General features: G+C 70.6%; 16 protein-coding genes, 1 tRNA gene and 1 pseudogene. 9 read left to right on the forward strand and 9 right to left on the reverse strand.

Annotation, left to right across the window (positions count from 1 at the left end; all coding sequences use genetic code 11):
• The first annotated feature begins 72 nt into the window (after positions 1 to 72).
• The 3 genes from ACFXAZ_RS08890 to ACFXAZ_RS08900 all read left to right on the forward strand — a co-directional run bounded on the left by ACFXAZ_RS08890 (position 73) and on the right by ACFXAZ_RS08900 (position 4,574).
• On the forward strand, positions 73 to 1,023 hold the full coding sequence (locus ACFXAZ_RS08890) for an exopolyphosphatase (protein ID WP_384586818.1): 951 nt from the start codon (positions 73 to 75) through the stop codon (positions 1,021 to 1,023).
• A 434-nt stretch (positions 1,024 to 1,457) separates the two neighbouring features.
• Positions 1,458 to 2,837: an NAD(P)/FAD-dependent oxidoreductase gene (locus tag ACFXAZ_RS08895; RefSeq protein ID WP_384586820.1), complete on the forward strand. Its 1,380-nt coding sequence runs from the start codon at positions 1,458 to 1,460 to the stop codon at positions 2,835 to 2,837.
• A gap of 444 nt (positions 2,838 to 3,281) precedes the next feature.
• Positions 3,282 to 4,574: a class I SAM-dependent methyltransferase gene (locus ACFXAZ_RS08900; protein ID WP_384586822.1), complete on the forward strand. Its 1,293-nt coding sequence runs from the start codon at positions 3,282 to 3,284 to the stop codon at positions 4,572 to 4,574.
• A gap of 79 nt (positions 4,575 to 4,653) precedes the next feature.
• Here ACFXAZ_RS08900 and ACFXAZ_RS08905 read toward each other — a convergent pair whose 3' ends face one another.
• Both ACFXAZ_RS08905 and ACFXAZ_RS08910 read right to left on the reverse strand, forming a co-directional pair.
• Complete coding sequence (locus ACFXAZ_RS08905; RefSeq protein WP_384586824.1) at positions 4,654 to 7,182, reverse strand: ABC transporter permease; 2,529 nt, start codon at positions 7,180 to 7,182, stop codon at positions 4,654 to 4,656.
• Positions 7,183 to 7,233: 51 nt separating this feature from the next.
• Positions 7,234 to 8,001, reverse strand: coding sequence for an ABC transporter ATP-binding protein (locus tag ACFXAZ_RS08910; RefSeq protein WP_384586826.1), 768 nt, complete (start codon positions 7,999 to 8,001; stop codon positions 7,234 to 7,236).
• A gap of 719 nt (positions 8,002 to 8,720) precedes the next feature.
• Here ACFXAZ_RS08910 and ACFXAZ_RS08915 point away from each other — a divergent pair.
• Positions 8,721 to 8,803 (forward strand) — tRNA-Leu (locus tag ACFXAZ_RS08915).
• A gap of 144 nt (positions 8,804 to 8,947) precedes the next feature.
• Here the strand turns inward: ACFXAZ_RS08915 and ACFXAZ_RS08920 are convergent.
• Both ACFXAZ_RS08920 and ACFXAZ_RS08925 read right to left on the reverse strand, forming a co-directional pair.
• On the reverse strand, positions 8,948 to 9,190 hold the full coding sequence (locus tag ACFXAZ_RS08920; protein ID WP_384586828.1) for a hypothetical protein: 243 nt from the start codon (positions 9,188 to 9,190) through the stop codon (positions 8,948 to 8,950).
• A 30-nt stretch (positions 9,191 to 9,220) separates the two neighbouring features.
• Positions 9,221 to 9,880, reverse strand: coding sequence for a hypothetical protein (locus tag ACFXAZ_RS08925; protein WP_384586830.1), 660 nt, complete (start codon positions 9,878 to 9,880; stop codon positions 9,221 to 9,223).
• Positions 9,881 to 10,128: 248 nt separating this feature from the next.
• Here ACFXAZ_RS08925 and ACFXAZ_RS08930 point away from each other — a divergent pair, with 248 nt between their 5' ends.
• From ACFXAZ_RS08930 to ACFXAZ_RS08940, 3 genes are all read left to right on the forward strand, one after another.
• A complete protein-coding gene (locus tag ACFXAZ_RS08930) occupies positions 10,129 to 10,308 on the forward strand; it encodes a hypothetical protein (protein WP_384586832.1) in 180 nt (59 codons plus the stop codon).
• Positions 10,309 to 10,391: 83 nt separating this feature from the next.
• Positions 10,392 to 11,303: a hypothetical protein gene (locus tag ACFXAZ_RS08935; RefSeq protein ID WP_384586834.1), complete on the forward strand. Its 912-nt coding sequence runs from the start codon at positions 10,392 to 10,394 to the stop codon at positions 11,301 to 11,303.
• A gap of 110 nt (positions 11,304 to 11,413) precedes the next feature.
• A complete protein-coding gene (locus tag ACFXAZ_RS08940) occupies positions 11,414 to 12,313 on the forward strand; it encodes a Bax inhibitor-1/YccA family protein (RefSeq protein WP_384586836.1) in 900 nt (299 codons plus the stop codon).
• A 103-nt stretch (positions 12,314 to 12,416) separates the two neighbouring features.
• Here ACFXAZ_RS08940 and ACFXAZ_RS08945 read toward each other — a convergent pair whose 3' ends face one another.
• A complete protein-coding gene (locus tag ACFXAZ_RS08945; protein WP_382691917.1) occupies positions 12,417 to 12,647 on the reverse strand; it encodes a DUF4287 domain-containing protein in 231 nt (76 codons plus the stop codon).
• 103 nt (positions 12,648 to 12,750) lie between these two features.
• Between ACFXAZ_RS08945 and ACFXAZ_RS08950 the strand changes: the two genes are divergently transcribed.
• The gene (locus ACFXAZ_RS08950) at positions 12,751 to 13,062 is read left to right on the forward strand and encodes a hypothetical protein (protein WP_384586838.1); all 312 of its coding nucleotides are present in this window, start codon (positions 12,751 to 12,753) and stop codon (positions 13,060 to 13,062) included.
• A gap of 97 nt (positions 13,063 to 13,159) precedes the next feature.
• Here ACFXAZ_RS08950 and ACFXAZ_RS08955 read toward each other — a convergent pair whose 3' ends face one another.
• From ACFXAZ_RS08955 to ACFXAZ_RS08965, 3 genes are all read right to left on the reverse strand, one after another.
• Complete coding sequence (locus ACFXAZ_RS08955; protein ID WP_384586840.1) at positions 13,160 to 13,954, reverse strand: hypothetical protein; 795 nt, start codon at positions 13,952 to 13,954, stop codon at positions 13,160 to 13,162.
• Between the two features lie 340 nt (positions 13,955 to 14,294).
• The gene (locus ACFXAZ_RS08960) at positions 14,295 to 15,515 is read right to left on the reverse strand and encodes an acetyl-CoA C-acetyltransferase (RefSeq protein WP_384586842.1); all 1,221 of its coding nucleotides are present in this window, start codon (positions 15,513 to 15,515) and stop codon (positions 14,295 to 14,297) included.
• Positions 15,516 to 15,795: 280 nt separating this feature from the next.
• Positions 15,796 to 16,818, reverse strand: coding sequence for an SGNH/GDSL hydrolase family protein (locus ACFXAZ_RS08965; RefSeq protein WP_384586844.1), 1,023 nt, complete (start codon positions 16,816 to 16,818; stop codon positions 15,796 to 15,798).
• A 148-nt stretch (positions 16,819 to 16,966) separates the two neighbouring features.
• Between ACFXAZ_RS08965 and ACFXAZ_RS08970 the strand changes: the two genes are divergently transcribed.
• Entirely contained in the window at positions 16,967 to 18,355 is a 1,389-nt protein-coding gene (locus ACFXAZ_RS08970; protein WP_384586846.1) for a cystathionine beta-synthase, read from the forward strand.
• A gap of 508 nt (positions 18,356 to 18,863) precedes the next feature.
• Here the strand turns inward: ACFXAZ_RS08970 and ACFXAZ_RS08975 are convergent.
• Positions 18,864 to 19,201 (reverse strand): annotated as a pseudogene (locus ACFXAZ_RS08975) (hypothetical protein); the annotation flags it as partial.
• Positions 19,202 to 19,265 lie beyond the last annotated feature (64 nt).

A 19,265-nucleotide genomic window follows, 5' to 3' on the forward strand; every position in this document is an offset into this window, starting at 1 on the left:
CCCGGTCCTGCCCCCCGGTCCAGCCCCCCGGTCCAGCCCCCCGATCCCCGATCCCGATCCCGAGGAAGTGCCATGACGCGCGTCGCCGCCATCGACTGCGGTACGAACTCCATCCGCCTGCTCGTCGCCGACGCCGACCCGGCGACCGGTGAACTGACGGACCTGGACCGCCGTATGACGATCGTGCGGCTCGGACAGGGTGTCGACCGCACGGGGCGGCTGGCCCCCGAGGCGCTGGAGCGGACCTTCGCGGCCTGCCGCGCCTACGCCGCCGTCATCAAGGAGCACGGCGCCGAACGGGTCCGGTTCGTCGCCACCTCCGCCTCCCGCGACGCCGAGAACCGGGACGACTTCGTGCGCGGGGTGCTGGACATCCTCGGCGTGGAGCCGGAGGTGATCTCCGGCGAGCAGGAGGCGGAGCTGTCCTTCACCGGCGCGACCAAGGAACTGACCGGCGCCGCCGCCGATGACGGGCTCGCCCGCCCCTTCCTCGTCGTGGACATCGGCGGCGGCTCCACCGAGTTCGTCGTCGGCGAGGACCGCGTCCGTGCCGCCCGCTCGGTCGACGTCGGCTGCGTCCGGATGACGGAACGGCACCTCGTGGTGGACGGCGAGGTGACCGACCCGCCCACCGAGGCGCAGATCGCCGCGATGCGGGCCGACATCGAGGCCGCCCTCGACCTCGCCGAGCGGACCGTGCCGCTGCGCGAGGCCCGTACCCTGGTCGGCCTGGCCGGGTCGGTGACGACGGTCTCGGCCATCGCCCAGGACCTGCCCGCCTACGACTCCGCGGCCATCCACCACTCCCGCGTCTCGCACACCAGGGTCCGCGAGATCACCGACTGGCTGCTGCGCTCCACCCACGCCGAGCGGGCCGCCGTACCGTCGATGCATCCGGGGCGGGTCGACGTCATCGCCGCGGGGGCGCTCGTGCTGCTGTCGATCATGGACCGGACCGGCGCTGCGGAGGTCGTGGTGAGCGAGCACGACATCCTCGACGGCATCGCCTGGTCTCTCGCCTGACAGGTCGGCAGGACCCGCCCCGAGGTCTCTCCTGAGCAGCCCCGCCGACCGTATGAGCGCAGTTCCAGGGCGTTTTCGGGGGTCTGGGCGACACCCCGCCGGGAAACTTCGTGAAGTTCTTCACAAGGAAATCGGTCCTGTCGGGGGACCAACCGGCCCTCCGGCGCCTTTCCGGGGGCTCACCTGGGGTGCGAGGGTGCTCCGAGGAGTGTTTCCGGGGGGTTTCCGGGCCCGGGACAGGGGGGTGGTCCAACGGATTCCGAAGGGGCGGACCGGCAGCTCACGCGGCATTGACAACGGGCCGGGCACTACCGCGGTTCCCTTTCCGCATCATGATGTGGATCACGCGGGCCGCGCAGTGTAGCAGAGGGGGCGGAGAAGCTTGTGAAGGGGCGCACGAGGTACCCCCCTGGGCCCGGTGGATACTCAATGGCATGAGCACCACGGAGCGTCCCAGGATCCTCGTAGTAGGCGGTGGGTACGTCGGCCTGTACGCGGCTCGGCGCATCCTGAAGAAGATGCGCTACGCCGAGGCGACCGTCACGGTCGTCGACCCCCGGTCGTACATGACGTACCAGCCCTTCCTCCCGGAAACCGCCGCCGGCAACATCTCCCCGCGCCATGTCGTCGTGCCGCTGCGACGTGTGCTGCCGAAGGCGGAGGTGCTCACCGGCCGGGTCACCACCATCGACCAGGACCGCAAGGTCGCCACCATCGCCCCGCTGGTCGGCGAGTCCTACGAGCTGCCCTTCGACTACCTCGTGATCGCGCTCGGCGCGGTCTCCCGCACCTTCCCGATCCCCGGCCTCGCCGAGCAGGGCATCGGCATGAAGGGCATCGAGGAGGCCATCGGCCTGCGCAACCATGTCCTGGAGCAGCTGGACAAGGCCGACTCCACCACGGACGAGGAGATCCGCCGCAAGGCGCTCACCTTCGTCTTCGTCGGGGGCGGTTTCGCGGGCGCGGAGACCATCGGCGAGGTCGAGGACATGGCCCGGGACGCGGCCAAGTACTACACCAGCGTCTCCCGCGAGGACATGCGCTTCATCCTCGTCGACGCCGCCGACAAGATCCTTCCCGAGGTCGGGCCGAAGCTCGGCGCGTACGGCAAGGAGCACCTGGAGAGCCGCGGCGTGGAGATCTACCTCTCCACCTCCCTCAACTCCTGCGTCGACGGCCATGTGGTGCTCAAGAACGGCCTGGAGGTCGACGCGGGCACGATCGTGTGGACGGCCGGCGTCAAGCCCAACCCGGCGCTCGCCCGCTTCGGCCTGCCGCTCGGCCCGCGCGGCCACGTGGACACCGCCCCCACCCTCCAGGTGCAGGGCACCGACTACATCTGGGCGGCCGGTGACAACGCCCAGGTCCCCGACCTCGCCGCCCGCAAGGCCGGCGTGGCGAACGCCTGGACCCCGCCCAACGCCCAGCACGCGCTGCGCCAGGCCAAGGTGCTCGGCGACAACGTGATCTCCGGCATGCGGGGCTTCCCGCAGAAGGAGTACAGCCACGCCAACAAGGGCGCGGTCGCGGGCCTCGGTCTGCACAAGGGCGTCGCGATGATCGTCATGGGCAAGATGAAGATCAAGCTCAAGGGCCGTCTCGCCTGGTACATGCACCGCGGCTACCACGGTCTGGCCATGCCGACCTGGAACCGCAAGATCCGGGTCTTCGCCGACTGGACCCTCGGTATGTTCCTCAAGCGCGAGGTCGTCTCCCTCGGCGCCATGGAGAACCCGCGCGAGGAGTTCTACGAGGCGGCCAAGCCCGCCCCCGCCCCGGTCGCCAAGACCGAGGAAACGGCGAAGGCTTCCTGACCCGGCCGTTCTTGCTCCGGCTGGACCGGCTGGACGGGTCGCATCGGCTGGACCGGCCAGACGGGTCGCATCGGCTGGACCGGCCGCATCGGCTGGACCGGCCGCATCGGCTGGACCGGCCGCATCGGTCAGACCGGCTCGATCGGTCAGACCCGCTCGATCGGCTGCACCGGCTTGATTCGGCTGGACCGGCTCGATCCGGTCACGCCGGTCGCCCCCGCACGTCCCCGCCGGTCCCCCCCCGCACGTCCCCGCCGGTCCCCCCCCGCACGTCCCCGAGGGGCCGTCCGCCATCCGTGGTGCGGACGGCCCCTTCGGCGTCCGCGACTGTGAGCCGTCTATGCATTTTGCACACTCGTAACGCGCGTTGGGGACTGCGCGAGCGCCCCTGAGGTGTTTACGTGAGAGAGAGTCATCCGGGATCACTCGTCACGGAGGTGCCCCATGGCCCACGCCGCGCCGCGGCTGAAGGGACTGCTCGAACAGGTGCTCGCAGCACCGCTCCCGGTGCGGATCCGCGCCTGGGACGGCTCGGAGGCGGGGCCGCCAGGGGCCCCGACACTGGTCGTCCGCGACCGCCGGGCGCTGCGCCGCCTGCTGTGGAAACCGGGGGAGGTGGGCCTGGCCCGCGCCTGGGTCGCCGGCGAACTGACGATCGAAGGCGACCTGTACCAGGCGCTGGACCTGATGTCCGGACTGATCTGGCAGCGCGGCGACGACGCCCGTACGCTCGCCCAGGCCCTGCGCGACCCCCAGTTCCGCTCGGGAGTGCGCGGCCTGCTGCGGCTCGGCGGACCCGCGCTGCCGCCCCCGCCGCCCGGCGAGGAGATCCGCAGACCCCGCCGCCATCTGCACACCAAGCGCTCCGACCGGCAGGCCATCAGCCACCACTACGACGTGGGCAACGACTTCTACGAGATCGTCCTCGGCCCGTCGATGGTGTACTCCTGCGCCTACTGGGAGGACGGCGGCACGCTGGAGGACGCCCAGCGCGACAAACTCGAACTCATCTGCAAGAAGCTCGATCTGAAGCCCGGTCAGCGGCTCCTGGACGTCGGCTGCGGCTGGGGCTCGATGGTGCTGCACGCGGCCCGCGAGCACGGGGTGGAAGCGGTCGGCGTCACCCTCTCCCAGGAGCAGGCCGCCTACGCCCGCAAGCGCGTCGCCGACGAGGGCCTCACCGACAAGGTGGAGATCCGCGTCCAGGACTACCGCGACGTCCAGGACGGCCCGTACGACGCGATCTCCTCCATCGGCATGGCCGAGCATGTGGGCGCCGAGCGCTACCGGGAGTACGCGCGCGATCTGTACGAGCTGCTGCGCCCCGGCGGGCGGCTGCTCAACCACCAGATCGCCCGCCGCCCGCAGCACGACGAGTCCGCCTACCACGTGGACCAGTTCATCGACGCCTATGTCTTCCCGGACGGCGAACTGGCCCCGGTCGGCACGACCGTCACCCAGCTGGAGCGGGCCGGCTTCGAGGTGCGGGACGTCGAGTCGCTGCGCGAGCACTACGCGCTCACCCTGCGCGGCTGGGTCGCCAACCTGGAGGCCGGCTGGGACCACGCCGTCCGGCTGACCAGCCCCGGCCGCGCGCGGGTCTGGCGCCTCTACATGGCCGCCTCCGCGCTCGCCTTCGAGCGCAACCGGATCGGCGTCAACCAGGTCCTCGCGGTCCGCACCCCGACCTCGGGCATCGCGGGCCTGCCGCTGCGCCCCCGGGTGTGGAACGGCTGACGACGGCCGGCACGGAAGGGCCCCGCCTCCTGACCGGAAGCGGGGCCCTGACCGTCGTACCTCTCGCCACCCTCGGTGGCTACTCGGACTTGATCGCCGCGAGCATGTTCAGGCGGGCCGCGCGGCGGGCCGGCCACAGGGCGGCGAGGACACCGACGATGGCGGCCAGCAGAATGAAGATCGCCATCCGGGCCCAGGGGACGACCAGTTCGTACGTCGACATCCTGGCGCCCACCAGCTCACCGGCCGCCCAGCCGAAGAACACGCCCAGGCCGATGCCCAGCACCCCGCCGAACAGGGAGATCACCAGGGACTCCAGGCGGACCATCCGCTTGACGCCCTTGCGGTCCAGGCCGATCGCGCGGAGCATGCCGATCTCCTGCGAGCGCTCGAACACCGACATCGCCAGGGTGTTGATGACCCCGAGGACGGCGACGATCACCGCCATGGCCAGCAGGGCGTACAGCATGTTCAGGATCAGGGTGAACATGCTCGCGATCTGGTTGGACAGGTCCTGCTTGTCCTGGACCACGATGGCCGGGTTGGAGCCGAGGGCCTCCTCCAGGCGGTCCTTGGTGGCGTCCGAGACACCGCCGTCCGCCTTGACCATGACCAGCATGTCGGTGGGCTCGCTCTGGTGCGCGGCCAGGGTGCCGGCGTCGAGCATGATGCCGCGGAACATCTCGTTGGGCTCGTAGACGCCCGCGACGGTCAGCTGCTGCCGGTCGCCGTTCTCGTAGTTCACGGTGAACTCGGAGCCGGTCCGCCAGTTGTGCCGGTCGGCGGTGTCGGTGTCGACGACGACGTCGGTGCCGCCGATCGTGAAGGTGCCGCTGTCGACCGGGAACTCGGTCAGCTCGCCGAAGGTCTGTCCGTCGACGCCCGTGAGGCTCTCGGTCTCGCCGTCGATGCGCGAGGGCGAGTTGCGCATCGGGCTGGTGGCGGTGACGCCCTGGGTGTCGCGCAGGGTCCGCTCGACGTCCGGCGAGAGGTCGTTGCCGTTGGCCATGGAGATGATGTAGTCGGCGCGGATCGCCTCGCCGGCCATCTTGTCGATGGACTTCTGGAGGCTGCCCGCCATCACCGTCATGCCGGTGATCAGGGTGAGGCCGATCATCAGCGCGGAGGCGGTGGCCGCGGTGCGGCGCGGGTTGCGCACCGAGTTCTGCCGGGCCAGCTTGCCCGCCACCCCGAAGACACGCAGCAGCGGGGACGCCGCCGCGATCAGCGGGCGGGACAGCAGCGGGGTCAGGATGAACACGCCGATGATCAGTACGACCGCGCCCAGGCCCATCGGGACCTGGCCGTCCGAGCCGTCCATCGTGGTCGACGCGAGGACGACGGCCACCCCGGCGCCCGCGAACAGCGCGCCGATCGTGTTGCGCAGCACCAGTGACTTCACCGTCGCCTGGGCGTGCACGCTGCTCATCGCGGCGACCGGCGGGATCTTCGCCGCGCGGCGGCCGGGCAGCCAGGCCGCCAGCATGGTGATCACGATGCCGACCCCGAGGGCGATCAGGACCGTGCCGGGCGAGACCACCAGCGGGCCGGCCGGGATGGTGAGGTCCAGCGAGCCCATCAGGGCGCGCAGTCCGGCGCCGATGCCGATGCCCGCGACCAGTCCGGCCACCGCGGCGATGGCGCCCACGAAGAACGCCTCGACCAGCACCGTGCGGGTCACCTGGCGGCGCGAGGCGCCGACCGCGCGCATCAGGGCCAGTTCCTTGGTGCGCTGGGCGACCAGCATGGTGAAGGTGTTGGCGATGATGAAGGTGCCGACGAACAGCGCGATACCGGCGAATGCCAGCATGCCCTGCTGGATGCCGCTCATCCCGGCGGCGATGTCGTCGGCCTGCTCGTCGGCGAGCTGCTCGCCGGTGCTGGTCTCCACGGCGTCCTGGGGCAGCGCCCCGTCGAGGGCCGCCTTGAGCGCGGCCTGGGAGACGCCGGGCTCGGCCTGGACGTCGATCTCGTCGTAGGTGCCCTGCTTCCCGAACAGGGACTGGGCGGTCGCCGTGTCGAACAGGGCGAGGCTGCCGCCGGCGGCGACATTGCCGTCGTCGGTGGTGAAGATGCCGGTGATCCTCGGGTCCAGGACGGGGCCGTCGATGGACATCCGGATGGTGTCGCCGACCTTGTACCCACCGCGCTCGGCGGTCTCGGAGTCGATGAGTATCTCGTCGGGCCCGCTGGGTGCCTGCCCGCTGACCAGCGGATACCGAGGATCGTCGGTGCCCCAGTAATTCCCGCCCTGCGACTGGAAGCCGCCGCCGATCAGCTTGCCGTCCTTGTCGGCGAGGGCGGTGAAGCCGGTGACGACGCCGGTGACGGACGCGGCGCCGGGCACCCGCTCGCTGTCCTCCAGCATCGCCTGGGTCAGCTCGGGCAGCTCGCCGATGGTGTCGCCCTCGGACGCGCGGCCCTTGGGGGTCACGGCGACGTCGACCTGGTCGAAGCCCTTGGCGGAGCTGTTCTGGAGGGCGTTGGAGAGGGTGTTGGTGAAGACCAGGGTCCCTGACACGAAGGCCACGCCGAGCATCACGGCGAGCACGGTCATCAGGAGCCTGGCCTTGTGCGCGGTCACATTGCGCAAGGCGGTGCGGAACATGGCTGTCTCAGTCCAGTGGTTACGGTCCGGTGGGGTGGAGGGGCCGGGCGGTCAGCTCGTACGGCCCTTGGCGTCGAACTGCTTCATGCGGTCCAGCACGGAGTCCGCCGTCGGGCCGTAGACCTCGTCCACGATCCGGCCGTCGGCCAGGAAGATCACCCGGTCCGCGTACGCCGCCGCCACCGGGTCATGGGTCACCATCACCACGGTCTGGCCCAGCTCGCGCACCGAGTTGCGCAGAAAGCCCAGCACCTCGGCGCCGGAGCGGGAGTCGAGGTTTCCGGTGGGCTCGTCGCCGAAGATGATCTCGGGACGGGAGGCCAGCGCGCGGGCCACGGCGACGCGCTGCTGCTGACCGCCGGAGAGCTGCGAGGGCCGGTGCCCGAGCCGCCCCGACAGCCCGATCATCTCGATGACCTTGTCCACCCACTGCTTGTCCGGCTTGCGGCCGGCGATGTCCATCGGCAGCGTGATGTTCTCCAGCGCGGTGAGGGTGGGCAGCAGGTTGAACGCCTGGAAGATGAAGCCGATCTTGTCCCGGCGCAACTTGGTGAGCTGCTTGTCCTTGAGCGAGCCCAGCTCCGTGTCCCCGATCCGCACGGACCCGGACGAGAAGGTGTCGAGCCCGGCCACACAGTGCATCAGCGTGGACTTGCCGGACCCGGAGGGGCCCATGATCGCGGTGTACTCGGCCTGCCGGAACTCGACGGAGACCCGGTCCAGGGCGACCACCTGGGTCTCGCCCTCTCCGTAGATCTTCGACAGATCCGTGGCGCGGGCCGCCGCGGTCGTGGGCCGGGCGATGGGGGTCGTGGTCACGGGGGTGTGCTCCTGTCGGGACGGTTCAGCGGTTTCCAGGTCGACCTCCATCGTCCCGAGCGGATCCGGCCGTGTAGTCACCCGCTGTTCCCGTTCCACAGGCAGCCTCCGGTCGGACCGGCCCCCGCCGAGTCATACCTGGGGATGAGGGGCGCCCCTGACTGGGGGAGGAGCGCGGGGGTGCGCCCCGGGTACGCCGGGGCTGGGGCGGGTGGGTCGGCGGTGTGCCGGGGGTCCGTGGGCCGACGGACCCGTGGCGTCGGGGGCGAGTCCTGGACGTCAGGGGCGTCAGGGGCGTCAGGGATGTCAGGGACATCAGGGATGTCCGGGGGCGTCCGGGGACGTCCTTGGGCGAACCGAAGCCGGGCCGGAACCGGGCCTGGGCCCTACCGGAACCGGGCCGGGAGTGCGCCCCTTGTGGGCCGTCGGTGCGACTTGTGCGCGGCGCGTGGAATTCCGCGCGGGGCGTGTGAACGTCTGCGCGGGCGTGAGCGTTCACGGCAGGGCCGCGGAACGCATCCGCTCGGACGGTGAAATTCCGTCATTCCGGATGCGCGTTCCGTGATCGCGTTCCAGGCTGGTGGCAAGTGCTGATGGCCTACTTTGCGGTCTGATGCTCCCTCAGACATCAATAAAATAAGACAACATCGGTCCGCCCGTCCGCTGTTCGGGGGACGTACCCCGATAGGCTCGGAGCCTCGATGCGGAGCCCAAGGCCTGCCCGGATGGTGGAATGCAGACACGGCGAGCTTAAACCTCGCTGCCCCTTGCGGGCGTACCGGTTCAAGTCCGGTTCCGGGCACATCGTTCTCAGGCGTCTGACCAGTGAAAATCACTGGCGGGCGCCGTCTTTATGCGTGTCGCTGACGCCCAACTGGTGCATCGGGGGGTTGGCAGGGGGCGACAGCCACGGGTTTGGTGTGAATCGGGCAGGCGACGGGTCGGATCACCACGGTGAGCAGGGGTGACGCCGCCAGGGTTGACTGTGGCCGATGTCCTCGTGGCCCCATGTCCGCCAGAGGGCGTGGACGTTGCCGTCACCAGCGGCAGGGTTGACCGTGAGCGTGGTGAACGGCTCGCTGCGGGCGGTGAAGAGTGTGTCGTTGATGCGGTGGGCGGTACCGGTGCCGGTGCCGCGCCAAGTGGGTCGGAACCCGCCTTCCTTGAGTGCCAGGACCGGAAGTCTCACCTGGTCCTTCGCTGGTTCGGGGTGCTGTGTTCAAGCGAGGGTCGCCCACGTCGCGGTGTGCTCGGCCCACGTCTGGACAGTGCTGCTGCCCGGAGCCGTGTTGCGCAGTGCGGCGCTGAACTGTTGCAGCATCCCTCTCACCCGGGCGTGCTGGATGGCAGCGTCGGCGGGGATCGTCATCGCTGTGGCGGTGGCCAGTTCGATGTGCCCCTGTCCGAGCTGAGCGGCAGGGAGCCGTGCCGAGTTGATGGCGCGGTCACGCCGCATCTGTGGGCGGAGGAGGGCCAGGCTCCGGTGGGCGTGCATCTCGGCCAGGTCCCAGTTCCGGAGGCGAAGACGGGCGGACAGGGCCGGCGTCTCCAGCTCTGCGCCATCGCAAGCCGCAGTCATCCAGTCCGGCCGGTCCAGGCCCGGCTCCGCGCGTTCGAGTGCGTCCCGAGCGTTGCCGAGGGCCCGCCGCACCGCGCGGTTGTCGCCGGCGAGGCCGAGGGTGGCTGCGTGACGGGCGTGTCCCAGACAAGCGAACAAAGGGTCGCGCCGCGTGATGTGCAGGCCACGGGCGACATCGTTCGCGGCGAGCGCGTCCGCCGGGCGCCCCATGTGCCGGTACCTGGTGCCCGCGTGGCTCCAGATGCGGAACTCGATCGCCTGGTCGCCGGGCATCTCAGCGAGGGCCTGAGCCTCGCGCATGTGGTGCTGGGCCTCGTACTCACTGGGTGGCGCTCCCGGAGTTCTGGAGGTTCAGCGCCTCGTCGGAGAGTGCGGCGCCCTATGTCAGGGCCGTCCCGTTGCGGGGTGGGCGCGGACGCGGCCCGACCTCGGGGCAAGAACCCCAAGCCGGTGATGGGTAAGTCGGTGACGTTCTCCAGGGCATTGCGCGTTGCTGACTTGGGCCACCGGGTGCGACCGGCCTTCCAGGCAATGGCTGACGATCCGTCATGATCGCCTGGGCGACCGACAACTGGAAGTCGCCGTACGTCGCGGACGCGGCCGAACTGGACACGTCCGAACTCGCCATCAACGCCGTCATACACGCGCGCCGCGCGGCGTTCCGGGGGACCTTGCCGTGGACGTTCACCGCCACTCCAGCCCCGACCCGAAGGCGACTCACCTTCTGACCGTCCTCGTGGTCGCGGTCATGCTCACCGCCGCAGTCGTCGTCTCGTCGCGCTGACGCGCAGCGCCTGTCACCCGCCGATCCGTGACACGACCGCATCGGTGGCTCCGGGTCTCCTCCTACAGCGCCCAGGCCACCGACGTCCGCATGGGCGGCGCACTGGCCAACGCACCCCTCATCACGGTGCTTGCGCGGCAGCTCACCGGCTACCCGGGCACGGTGCTGGTCGTGGCCAACCCGGTCGACCTGATGACCCGACTGTTCGCCGAGGAATCCGGCAGTATCCGCGTGTTCGGCATCGGCTCCGCCCTCGACACCGCCCGCTACCGGTTCACCCTCGCCCGCCTCCCGCACATCCCCCTGGACGCGGTGCGCGGCCATGTCATCGGCGAGCAAGGCGACGCCGCCGTCATCTGCGCCTGCACCACCGTCAACGGACACCCACCCGGCACGGACCGGCCGCCGCAGTACTCGCCGCGCTCCGGCCGGCCCTCGGCACCGAGGACGGATGCACCGAACTGTCCGCGCCCTACGCCGACACCTTCCTCGGAATCCCGTTGCGCTTCGCCCAGGGGGAGCCCCTGCCGTGCCTGCCCCCCACGCCGTAGGCCTCGGCCTCTCGGCGCCCTGCTCTTCCCGCGTATCGAGGCGGGTGCCAACCCGGCCACGGAGGGCTTCCTCCGCTCACTGGATGACGGCGATTTCATGAGCGGGCGGACCGAGGACCGGTGTCCGGATGTCTTCGCGCCGGCCCAGGTCGACGGTGGCGGCGCCGAGAGGGCCCGGCAAGAGGGCGCCCGACGACGCGGCGCGCTGCCGCATCACTCCGTGGTCCTCGGGTATGACATGGCGGCCAACGGTGATCTTCTGGCGGAGGTGGTCGGTCTTCCGGCCGGCGCGGGGACGCGGGAACAGGCAGCAGGGCCGCCGTCCCGTCTGTCTCAAGTCGGTCATGGAACCGGCCCCGCCACTGGTGGGAATCGCTCACGCGCGTAGCGTGTTCTCAGCAGCGCGGGGGAAAGATCCTCCCCAAGCACTAGAGGCATACTTTTGCCTTTCCATTACTCTTGAGCCAAGGCCACGCAGGGTGGCCATGGAGGAGTGAAATGAGGAGCAGCAACCCGGTCTTCTCGCGACGGGGGTTCAGCCGCGACAACGGCACCGCGGGCTTCAGCACCGCGCCGCAGGCCGGGGGCGCAGCAGCAGTGGGCACGCAGGCCAATCCGTACGCGCAGCCCGGCGCCGGCAACCCTTACGCGCAGAACCCGTACGCGACGAACCCCTACGCCCAGCCGGACGTACAGGGCGCCCCGCCGCAGGCCCCGGCCTCCGCCGACCGGATGACGATGGACGACGTCGTCATGCGCTCGGCCATGACGCTCGGCACGGTCGTCGTCGGCGCCGCCCTGGCATGGGCGCTGCTGCCGGTGTCGTCCAGCAGCTACGGCCTGGCCATCGGCGCCGCGCTCATCGCCTTCGTCCTGGCGATGGTGCAGTCCTTCAAGCGCAACGCCTCGCCCGCGCTGATCCTGTCCTACGCCGCCTTCGAGGGCGTGTTCCTCGGCGTCTTCAGCGAGATGTTCAACTCTCGCTGGTCGGGCGCCCCCTTCCAGGCCGTGCTCGGCACCATGGCCGTGTCCGGTGCCACCCTGCTGATCTACAAGGCCGGCTGGATCCGCGTCACCGCTCGCTACGCCCGTATCGGCATGGCGATCGCCATCGCGTTCGTGCTGGTCATGGCGGTGAATCTGCTGCTGGTCGCCTTCGGCGTCGCCGAAGACGGCGGGCTGCGCAGCATGGGCCCGCTCGGTGCGATCGTCGGCATCCTCGCGATCGTCCTCGGCGCGTTCTTCCTCACCCTGGACTTCAAGCAGATCCAGGACGGCATCGCCTACGGCGCTCCGCGCAGCGAGTCCTGGCTGGCCGCGTTCGGTCTGACCATGACGCTCGTCTGGATCTACGTCGAGATGCTGCGGCTGGTCGCGATCTTCAGTGGCAACGACTGATCCCATCGCTCCCACCGCGCGCGGGTGAGTGACATGTAAGTGGTACAGGGAAGGGCCCCGGACAGCGGTTCCGGGGCCCTTTGCCATGTATGCAGCGCGCTGGTCAGCGCAGCTTGCGCGCCGCCCTCCTCAGGTCGTACTCGTGAATGATCGCCTTGGCATGGCCGTACGCCAGATTGTGTTCGTGGCGGAGCCAGCTGAGTTTCTCCTCGAAGCGCAGGAGAGAGGGGCCTTCTTCGACGGTGCGCAGCCAGTCGGAGATCTCACGACCGGTGCAGTGCGGGATGCGGGCGAGCAGGTTGCGGTGGGTCTCCTGGGAGAAGACTTGGGACATCGGCGCCTCCGGACGCAATCAGGTGTAAGCCGGTCCTTCAGGTCACCGTGCCTGAGCGTTCGCCCGTTGGCAACAGTCCGGGTACGGCGCGTACGCTCGCCGCGTGGTTGATACGACGCCGCTCACCCGTGCCGTGGATCATTTCGCCGACCGTCTGCGCGCCGCCCCGCAGAGCCGCCTCCAGCGCGGTGCCGCCGCGGAGGCCCTGGGACTGGCGCGGGACCTGGCGCGGTGGGCGCAGGTGAGAGAGGCACCCGGGGCGGAGCCCCGGGAGATGCCGGACGCGGGAATGTTCGCCGCCGCGGATCAGGTGACCGTCGCCGCGCACGATCTCGCGCTGGTGCTGCGCAGCGCGGGGGAGGTGCGGGAGGCGGTGGAGAAGGTGCTCGCCGCTCAGGGGCGGGCAGGGGTGTAGCGGGTCCCAGGGTGCAAACGGACCCTGGGTGTAAACGGACCCAGGGTGTAGAGGGGCCCAGGGTGTAGAGGGGCCCGGCGCCGGGTGCCCCGGTGGGCTACAGCGACGCTATGACCCGGTCCGCCAGTATGTAGACCGTCTCCTCGCCGCACTGGAACGTGAGGGTGTACGCGCCCGAGATGCCCGAGCCGCCCAGCAGGTGTGCGCTGTGGCCGGTGCGCAGGGCGGCGGCCAGGCGTTCGGCGGTCTCGCGGTGGCCCGGGGTCATGCACAGGGTGGTGCCGTCGGCGAAGACATAGACGTCGAGGGTGCCCAGCGGGCCCGGACGGACGTCGGTCAGTTCGACCTGGCCGGTGGCCAGCTCCTCCAGCGTGGTCACCGTACGCTCGTGGTCGCCCACGACCGGTGACGCGACCGGCGTGAAGTCCGGGTGCGAGGGGTGGCGGCGGCGGGCCGCGGCCAGTTCGGGCGGGTCCGCGGGGAACTCGTCGGCCTCCTGGCCCGGCTCGGTGACCGGCTCCAGCGACTCCAGTGGCTCCAGCGCCTCCAGACCGGCGAAGTCGGCGGTGCGGGGCAGGAACGGTTCTCCGTCCGCGAGGCCCAGCAGGGAGGGCGCGTCGGCGGCGTCACGGGCCTCCTGCGCGGCCCAGAAGGCACGCGCCTCGGCGAGTTCCCGCTCGCGCTCCTCGGCGAGGGCCTCGGCCACGGCGGCCCGTATCTCATCGGTGTCCGCCGCGGGGCGTGCCGCGGGCACCAGCCCGCGCGCGGCACCGCCCTCGGCGAGGTCCTGGTGCAGGGCGGCCACCTGACGGCGCAGCTGTATGAGGGTGCGCAGGACGGCGACGCCCACGGCGCCGGTGGCGGCCGTGGTGACCAGCAAAGCGATCGGCATGGCGCTCACTGACGTACTCCCGGTTCAAAGTCGACCCCCGACTTCCTACCTCAGCTTGATGGGTGAACTATCGCGCTGTCAGTGCGTAACGTCACGAAAGGGGCAGGACTTTGGGCCCAGGGTTTATTGGCTCAGCGCGTTGACCTGCGGTGATTTCCGGATCGGGGGAGTTAGGTCACATCCTGAGGGAGATTGGATCACAAATCGGCCCAGAACACCAGAGAGTTCCGGGTTCTGGGCCGATGGGTGACGTTAAGTGCCTTTGTGGTTACGGAAAGGCGAAAATGATCGGGGGAAACGGGAGAAAGCAGCCGTCCGGAAATCCGGAAAGGAAGTGGGGTCAGCTGAGGCGTTCGATGACCATGGCCATGCCCTGGCCGCCGCCGACGCACATGGTCTCCAGGCCGAACTGCTTGTCGTGCCACTGGAGGGAGTTGATCAGCGTGCCGGTGATCCGGGCGCCCGTCATGCCGAAGGGGTGGCCCACCGCGATCGCGCCGCCGTTGACGTTCAGCTTCTCCAGCGGGACGCCGAGGTCGCGGTAGGAGGGGATCACCTGCGCGGCGAACGCCTCGTTGATCTCCACCAGGTCGATGTCGTCGATGGTCAGGCCCGCCCGGCGCAGGGCCTGCCGGGACGCCTCCACCGGGCCCAGGCCCATGATCTCCGGGGAGAGACCGGAGACGCCGGTCGAGACGATCCGGGCGAGCGGGGTCAGACCCAGCTCCCGCGCCTTGGTGTCGGACATGACGATCACCGCGGCGGCGCCGTCGTTGAGCGGGCAGCAGTTGCCGGCGGTGACCAGGCCGTCGGCGCGGAAGACCGGCTTGAGGCCCTGGACGCCCTCCAGGGTGACGCCGGGACGCGGGCCGTCGTCCTTGCCGACGACCGTGCCGTCCGGGAGGGTCACCGGGGTGATCTCCCGCTCCCAGAAGCCGTCCTTGATGGCCTGCTCGGCGAGATTCTGCGACCGTACGCCGAACTCGTCCATCTCCTCGCGCGTGATACCCCTGGCGCGCGCCAGGTTCTCGGCGGTCTGGCCCATCGCGATGTACGGGTCGGGAGCGAGGCCGTCCTCGCGCGGGTCGTGCCAGGTGGAGCCGGTGGACTCGGCGGTGGCGGCGGTACGGGCCTCCGCGTCGGCGAAGAGGGGGTTGTGGGTGTCGGGGAGCGAGTCGGAGCTGCCCTTCGCGAACCGGGACACCGTCTCGACGCCCGCCGAGATGAAGACATCGCCCTCACCGGCCCTGATGGCGTGCAGGGCCATGCGCGAGGTCTGGAGGGACGACGAACAGTAACGGGTGATCGTGCAGCCCGGCAGATGGTCCATGCCCAGCTGTACGGCGACGATCCGGCCCAGGTTGAAGCCCTGCTCACCGCCGGGCAGCCCGCAGCCGAGCATCAGGTCGTCGATGTCCCTCGGGTCCAGCTCGGGGACCTTCGCGAGGGCGGCCTGGATGATCGTGGCGGTGAGGTCGTCGGGGCGCAGGTCCTTCAGGGAGCCCTTGAAAGCGCGGCCGATGGGGGAGCGGGCGGTCGAGACGATGACGGCTTCGGGCATTTCCGGCTCCAGTGGCGTACGTGTCGGGTGACGGGTCACGGGTGTCGTGTGACGGGGTGACGGGGTGACGGGTGTCGCGTGACGGGTGGGCGCGTGGGCGAGCGGGTTGTTTGGAAGTTACCTGTACGTATGCGTCTGGTCACCGGTGTTGCTGTGTGACACAGGCCGCAGTTTTCTAAGCGCTTGCTTTCCTGTTCGACCCGGGCCGGACCCCCACGCCCACCTACGGCAACGCCCTCTGCCTCCGGCACACCCCCCGCCATCGGCACACACCCCCCGCCTACGGCACAACCCCCGCCGCTGCCTCCTCCTCCGACACCCGCCGCCTCCGCCGCCGCTTCAGCAGCGCCCACGGCCCCCGCGGACCCGTCGGCATCGCGGCGGTGACCTCCGTGCCCGCCTCCGACGCGGCCTCCGCCGCCGCCTTGGCGACCGGGAGGAAGCCCTCGCGGCGGGAGGCGTCCGGGCGGTCCTCCTCGGCGGGCCACAGGCCCAGGGCCGCGCACACCGTGGGCAGGACGGCCATCGCGGCGGTGGCATAGCCCTCGGCGGAGGGGTGGTAGTTGTCCGGGCCGAACAGCTCACGCGGGTTCGCCGCGAACTCCGGGCCCAGCAGATCGCCCAGCGACACCGTCCGCCCGCCCTGCTCCACCACCCCGATGGTCTGGGCCGCCGCCAGCTGCCGGGAGGCCCGGCGGGCCAGCCAGCGCAGGGGCTGCTGGACCGGCTCGATCGTGCCCAGGTCGGGACAGGTGCCGACGACCACCTCGGCACCGGCGGTGCGCAGCCGTCGTACCGCCGCCGACAGGTGCCGTACCGACTGGGTGGCCGGCATGCGATGCGTGACGTCGTTCGCGCCGACCATGATCACGCAGACGTCGGGTACCCGGGACGGATCCTCCAGGACCAGCGTCACCTGGCGGTCCAGGTCGTCCGAGCGTGCCCCCGGCAGGGCGACATTGCGCAACTCCACCTCGCGCTCGGCGACCGCCGAAAGCCCGGAGGCCAGCAGGGCGCCCGGGGTCTGCTGGGCGCGGTGCACACCCTGGCCCGCCGCTGTCGAGTCGCCCAGCAGGGTGAGGGTGAGGGGCGGCTCGCCCGGAGCCGCGTACATCCTGCCGTACCGCCCGTCCGCGTGCGGGACGTGGGACGCGGTGCCGTTGCCCACGTGCCGTCTGGCCAGCCGTACCTCCGCCAGCACCAGCCCGATCCCGGCCGCGCCCATCAGCCCGATGCCGCCCCCGCCGAACGCCGCTCCCGCCGCGATGCGCCGGGCCACCCTCGCCCTTGACATGCTCGTCATGCTCCGCCGCCACCTCCTCCGTGCCGTACATCCACTCCTTGCCCCGTACCGGCCGTCGCCCAATCTCAACAGGGAGTGAACGCAGGTCCCGGGCCGTAGGCTGACGGCACCACCCCGACCACATCCTTTGCAGCAACCGGAGACAACGGTGCAATTCCACGACTCGATGATCAGCCTCGTCGGCAACACCCCGCTGCTGAGGCTCAACAGCGTGACCAAGGGCATCCGGGCGACCGTCCTGGCCAAGGTGGAGTACTTCAACCCGGGCGGCTCCGTGAAGGACCGCATCGCCCTGCGCATGATCGAGGCCGCCGAGCGGAGCGGAGCGCTGCGGCCCGGCGGCACGATCGTCGAGCCGACCAGCGGGAACACCGGCGTCGGGCTGGCCATCGTGGCCCAGCAGAAGGGGTACAAGTGCATCTTCGTGTGCCCCGACAAGGTGAGCACCGACAAGATCAATGTGCTGCGCGCGTACGGGGCGGAGGTCGTCGTCTGCCCGACCGCCGTGGACCCCGAGCACCCCGACTCGTACTACAACGTCTCCGACCGGCTGGTCCGTGAGACGCCGGACGCCTGGAAGCCCGACCAGTACTCCAACCCGGAGAACCCGGCCTCCCACTACCACTCCACCGGGCCGGAGCTGTGGGAGCAGACGGAGGGGAGGATCACCCACTTCGTGGCCGGCGTCGGCACCGGCGGCACCATCTCCGGCACCGGGCGCTACCTCAAGGACGCCTCCGACGGCCGGGTCAAGGTCATCGGCGCCGACCCCGAGGGCTCGGTCTACTCCGGCGGCTCCGGGCGGCCGTACCTCGTGGAGGGCGTCGGTGAGGACTTCTGGCCGACGGCGTACGACCGTACGGTCGCCGATGGCATCGTCGCCGTGTCCGACAAGGACTCCTTCCAGATGACCCGGCGCCTCGCCAAGGAAGAGGGACTGCTCGTCGGCGGGTCCTGCGGGATGGCCGTGGTCGCCGCCCTGCGCGTCGCCGAGCCCCTCGGCCCGGACGACGTGGTCGTGGTGCTGCTGCCGGACAGCGGACGCGGATACCTCAGCAAGATCTTCAACGACGAGTGGATGGCCGACTACGGGTTCCTGGAGGACACCGGGACCAGCGCCCGCGTCGCCGACGTCCTCGACGACAAGGAGCACGGGGCGATCCCCTCGCTGGTGCACATGCACCCGGAGGAAACCGTCGGACAGGCCATCGAGGTGCTGCGCGAGTACGGCGTCTCCCAGATGCCCGTGGTCAAGCCCGGCGCCGGGCACCCGGACGTGATGGCCGCCGAGGTCGTCGGGTCGGTGGTGGAGCGCGAGCTGCTCGACGCGCTGTTCAGCCGGCGCGCCTCGCTCGACGACCCGCTGGAGAAGCACATGTCCGCCCCGCTGCCGCAGGTCGGCTCCGGCGAGCCGGTCTCCGACCTGATGCAGGTCCTGGGCAGCTCGGACGCGGCGATCGTGCTGGTGGAGGGGAAGCCCACCGGGGTCATCGGACGGCAGGACCTGCTGGCGTTCCTCGCCAAGAACGGGAAGTAGCGGGACGTTACGGGATGTTACGGGACTCAGCGGGGCATGGCGGTGAGTGGCGGGACGTGACGGCAACGCCGTCATGAACGGCCGGTGTACCCGGCGAATCCCCGGTGACCTGCGCGGGTGCCGGACTTCGCGCAAGTGGTACGAGGGTGTCACGTGCGCGCAGCACCGGCTTAACACGCGTCCGGCACATTGGTTGATGTCGGCAGGGCGGGAGCGGCTCCCCGCCCCGGCCGGCACCGAACGTCCAAGGACCTCCGGAGCGGCTCCCGGACCTCCATGGACGCCCGGACGCGCAGGCCAGGCCCTGACCAGGCCCGCGTCCCTCGCGGGGACCGCCGTCGTCCCGCCCCCCGGACACGGGGGTGCGGCGGTCCCCGCGCATACTTTTCCAGCGGGTGAAGCCCCGGGAAGCCCTTGAGGCCGACGAAGCCGGTGAAGCTCTCTGAGGCCCTTGAGGCCCTCTGAGGCCCTTGAGGTCATGAGTCCTTCCGGGCCGGAGGCCCCGGGCTCACTCCTCCCAGGCGTCCGTTTCCTTGCCGTTCTTGTCCCTCTTGTTTCCGCCGCGGCCACCGAACAGGTTCGGGTTGGCGCGGGCCGCCTGGAAGGCGTTGACCCCCACGATGCCCGCCCAGGCCACCATCAGGCCCGGGAGATCGGCGACCCCGCCGCCGATCGCGGACAGCGGGATCGCCAGCACCAGCGAGACGATCCCGAAGCCGAAGCGCTCGCCCCAGGAGTCCGTGGGCTGCGGGGAGCGGCTGCCACGGGCCGCCGTCATCCGCTGCTCGGCGAACTGGCGGCGCACCCGCCGCTCCACCGCGCCGTCGATGGGGGGGGGGTACGTTTTGAGGTAACAGTGTAGCACAGCGGGCACGTTAAAAACACACCACACCCCCGCGGGCGGGTGGGG

The organism is Streptomyces sp. NPDC059477 (genome assembly GCF_042749375.1).
Lineage (GTDB): Bacteria > Actinomycetota > Actinomycetes > Streptomycetales > Streptomycetaceae > Streptomyces.

What these genes read in the sequence shown, in the direction of transcription:
- ACFXAZ_RS08965 (WP_384586844.1), bottom strand. Translation starts at nt 16,818, where the DNA reads ATGACGAGCATGTCAAGGGCGAGGGTGGCCCGGCGCATCGCGGCGGGA.
- ACFXAZ_RS08960 (WP_384586842.1), bottom strand. Translation starts at nt 15,515, where the DNA reads ATGCCCGAAGCCGTCATCGTCTCGACCGCCCGCTCCCCCATCGGCCGC.
- ACFXAZ_RS08900 (WP_384586822.1), top strand. Translation starts at nt 3,282, where the DNA reads ATGGCCCACGCCGCGCCGCGGCTGAAGGGACTGCTCGAACAGGTGCTC.
- ACFXAZ_RS08945 (WP_382691917.1), bottom strand. Translation starts at nt 12,647, where the DNA reads ATGTCCCAAGTCTTCTCCCAGGAGACCCACCGCAACCTGCTCGCCCGC.
- ACFXAZ_RS08955 (WP_384586840.1), bottom strand. Translation starts at nt 13,954, where the DNA reads ATGCCGATCGCTTTGCTGGTCACCACGGCCGCCACCGGCGCCGTGGGC.
- ACFXAZ_RS08895 (WP_384586820.1), top strand. Translation starts at nt 1,458, where the DNA reads ATGAGCACCACGGAGCGTCCCAGGATCCTCGTAGTAGGCGGTGGGTAC.
- ACFXAZ_RS08890 (WP_384586818.1), top strand. Translation starts at nt 73, where the DNA reads ATGACGCGCGTCGCCGCCATCGACTGCGGTACGAACTCCATCCGCCTG.
- ACFXAZ_RS08925 (WP_384586830.1), bottom strand. Translation starts at nt 9,880, where the DNA reads ATGCGCGAGGCTCAGGCCCTCGCTGAGATGCCCGGCGACCAGGCGATC.
- ACFXAZ_RS08905 (WP_384586824.1), bottom strand. Translation starts at nt 7,182, where the DNA reads ATGTTCCGCACCGCCTTGCGCAATGTGACCGCGCACAAGGCCAGGCTC.
- ACFXAZ_RS08940 (WP_384586836.1), top strand. Translation starts at nt 11,414, where the DNA reads ATGAGGAGCAGCAACCCGGTCTTCTCGCGACGGGGGTTCAGCCGCGAC.
- ACFXAZ_RS08930 (WP_384586832.1), top strand. Translation starts at nt 10,129, where the DNA reads ATGATCGCCTGGGCGACCGACAACTGGAAGTCGCCGTACGTCGCGGAC.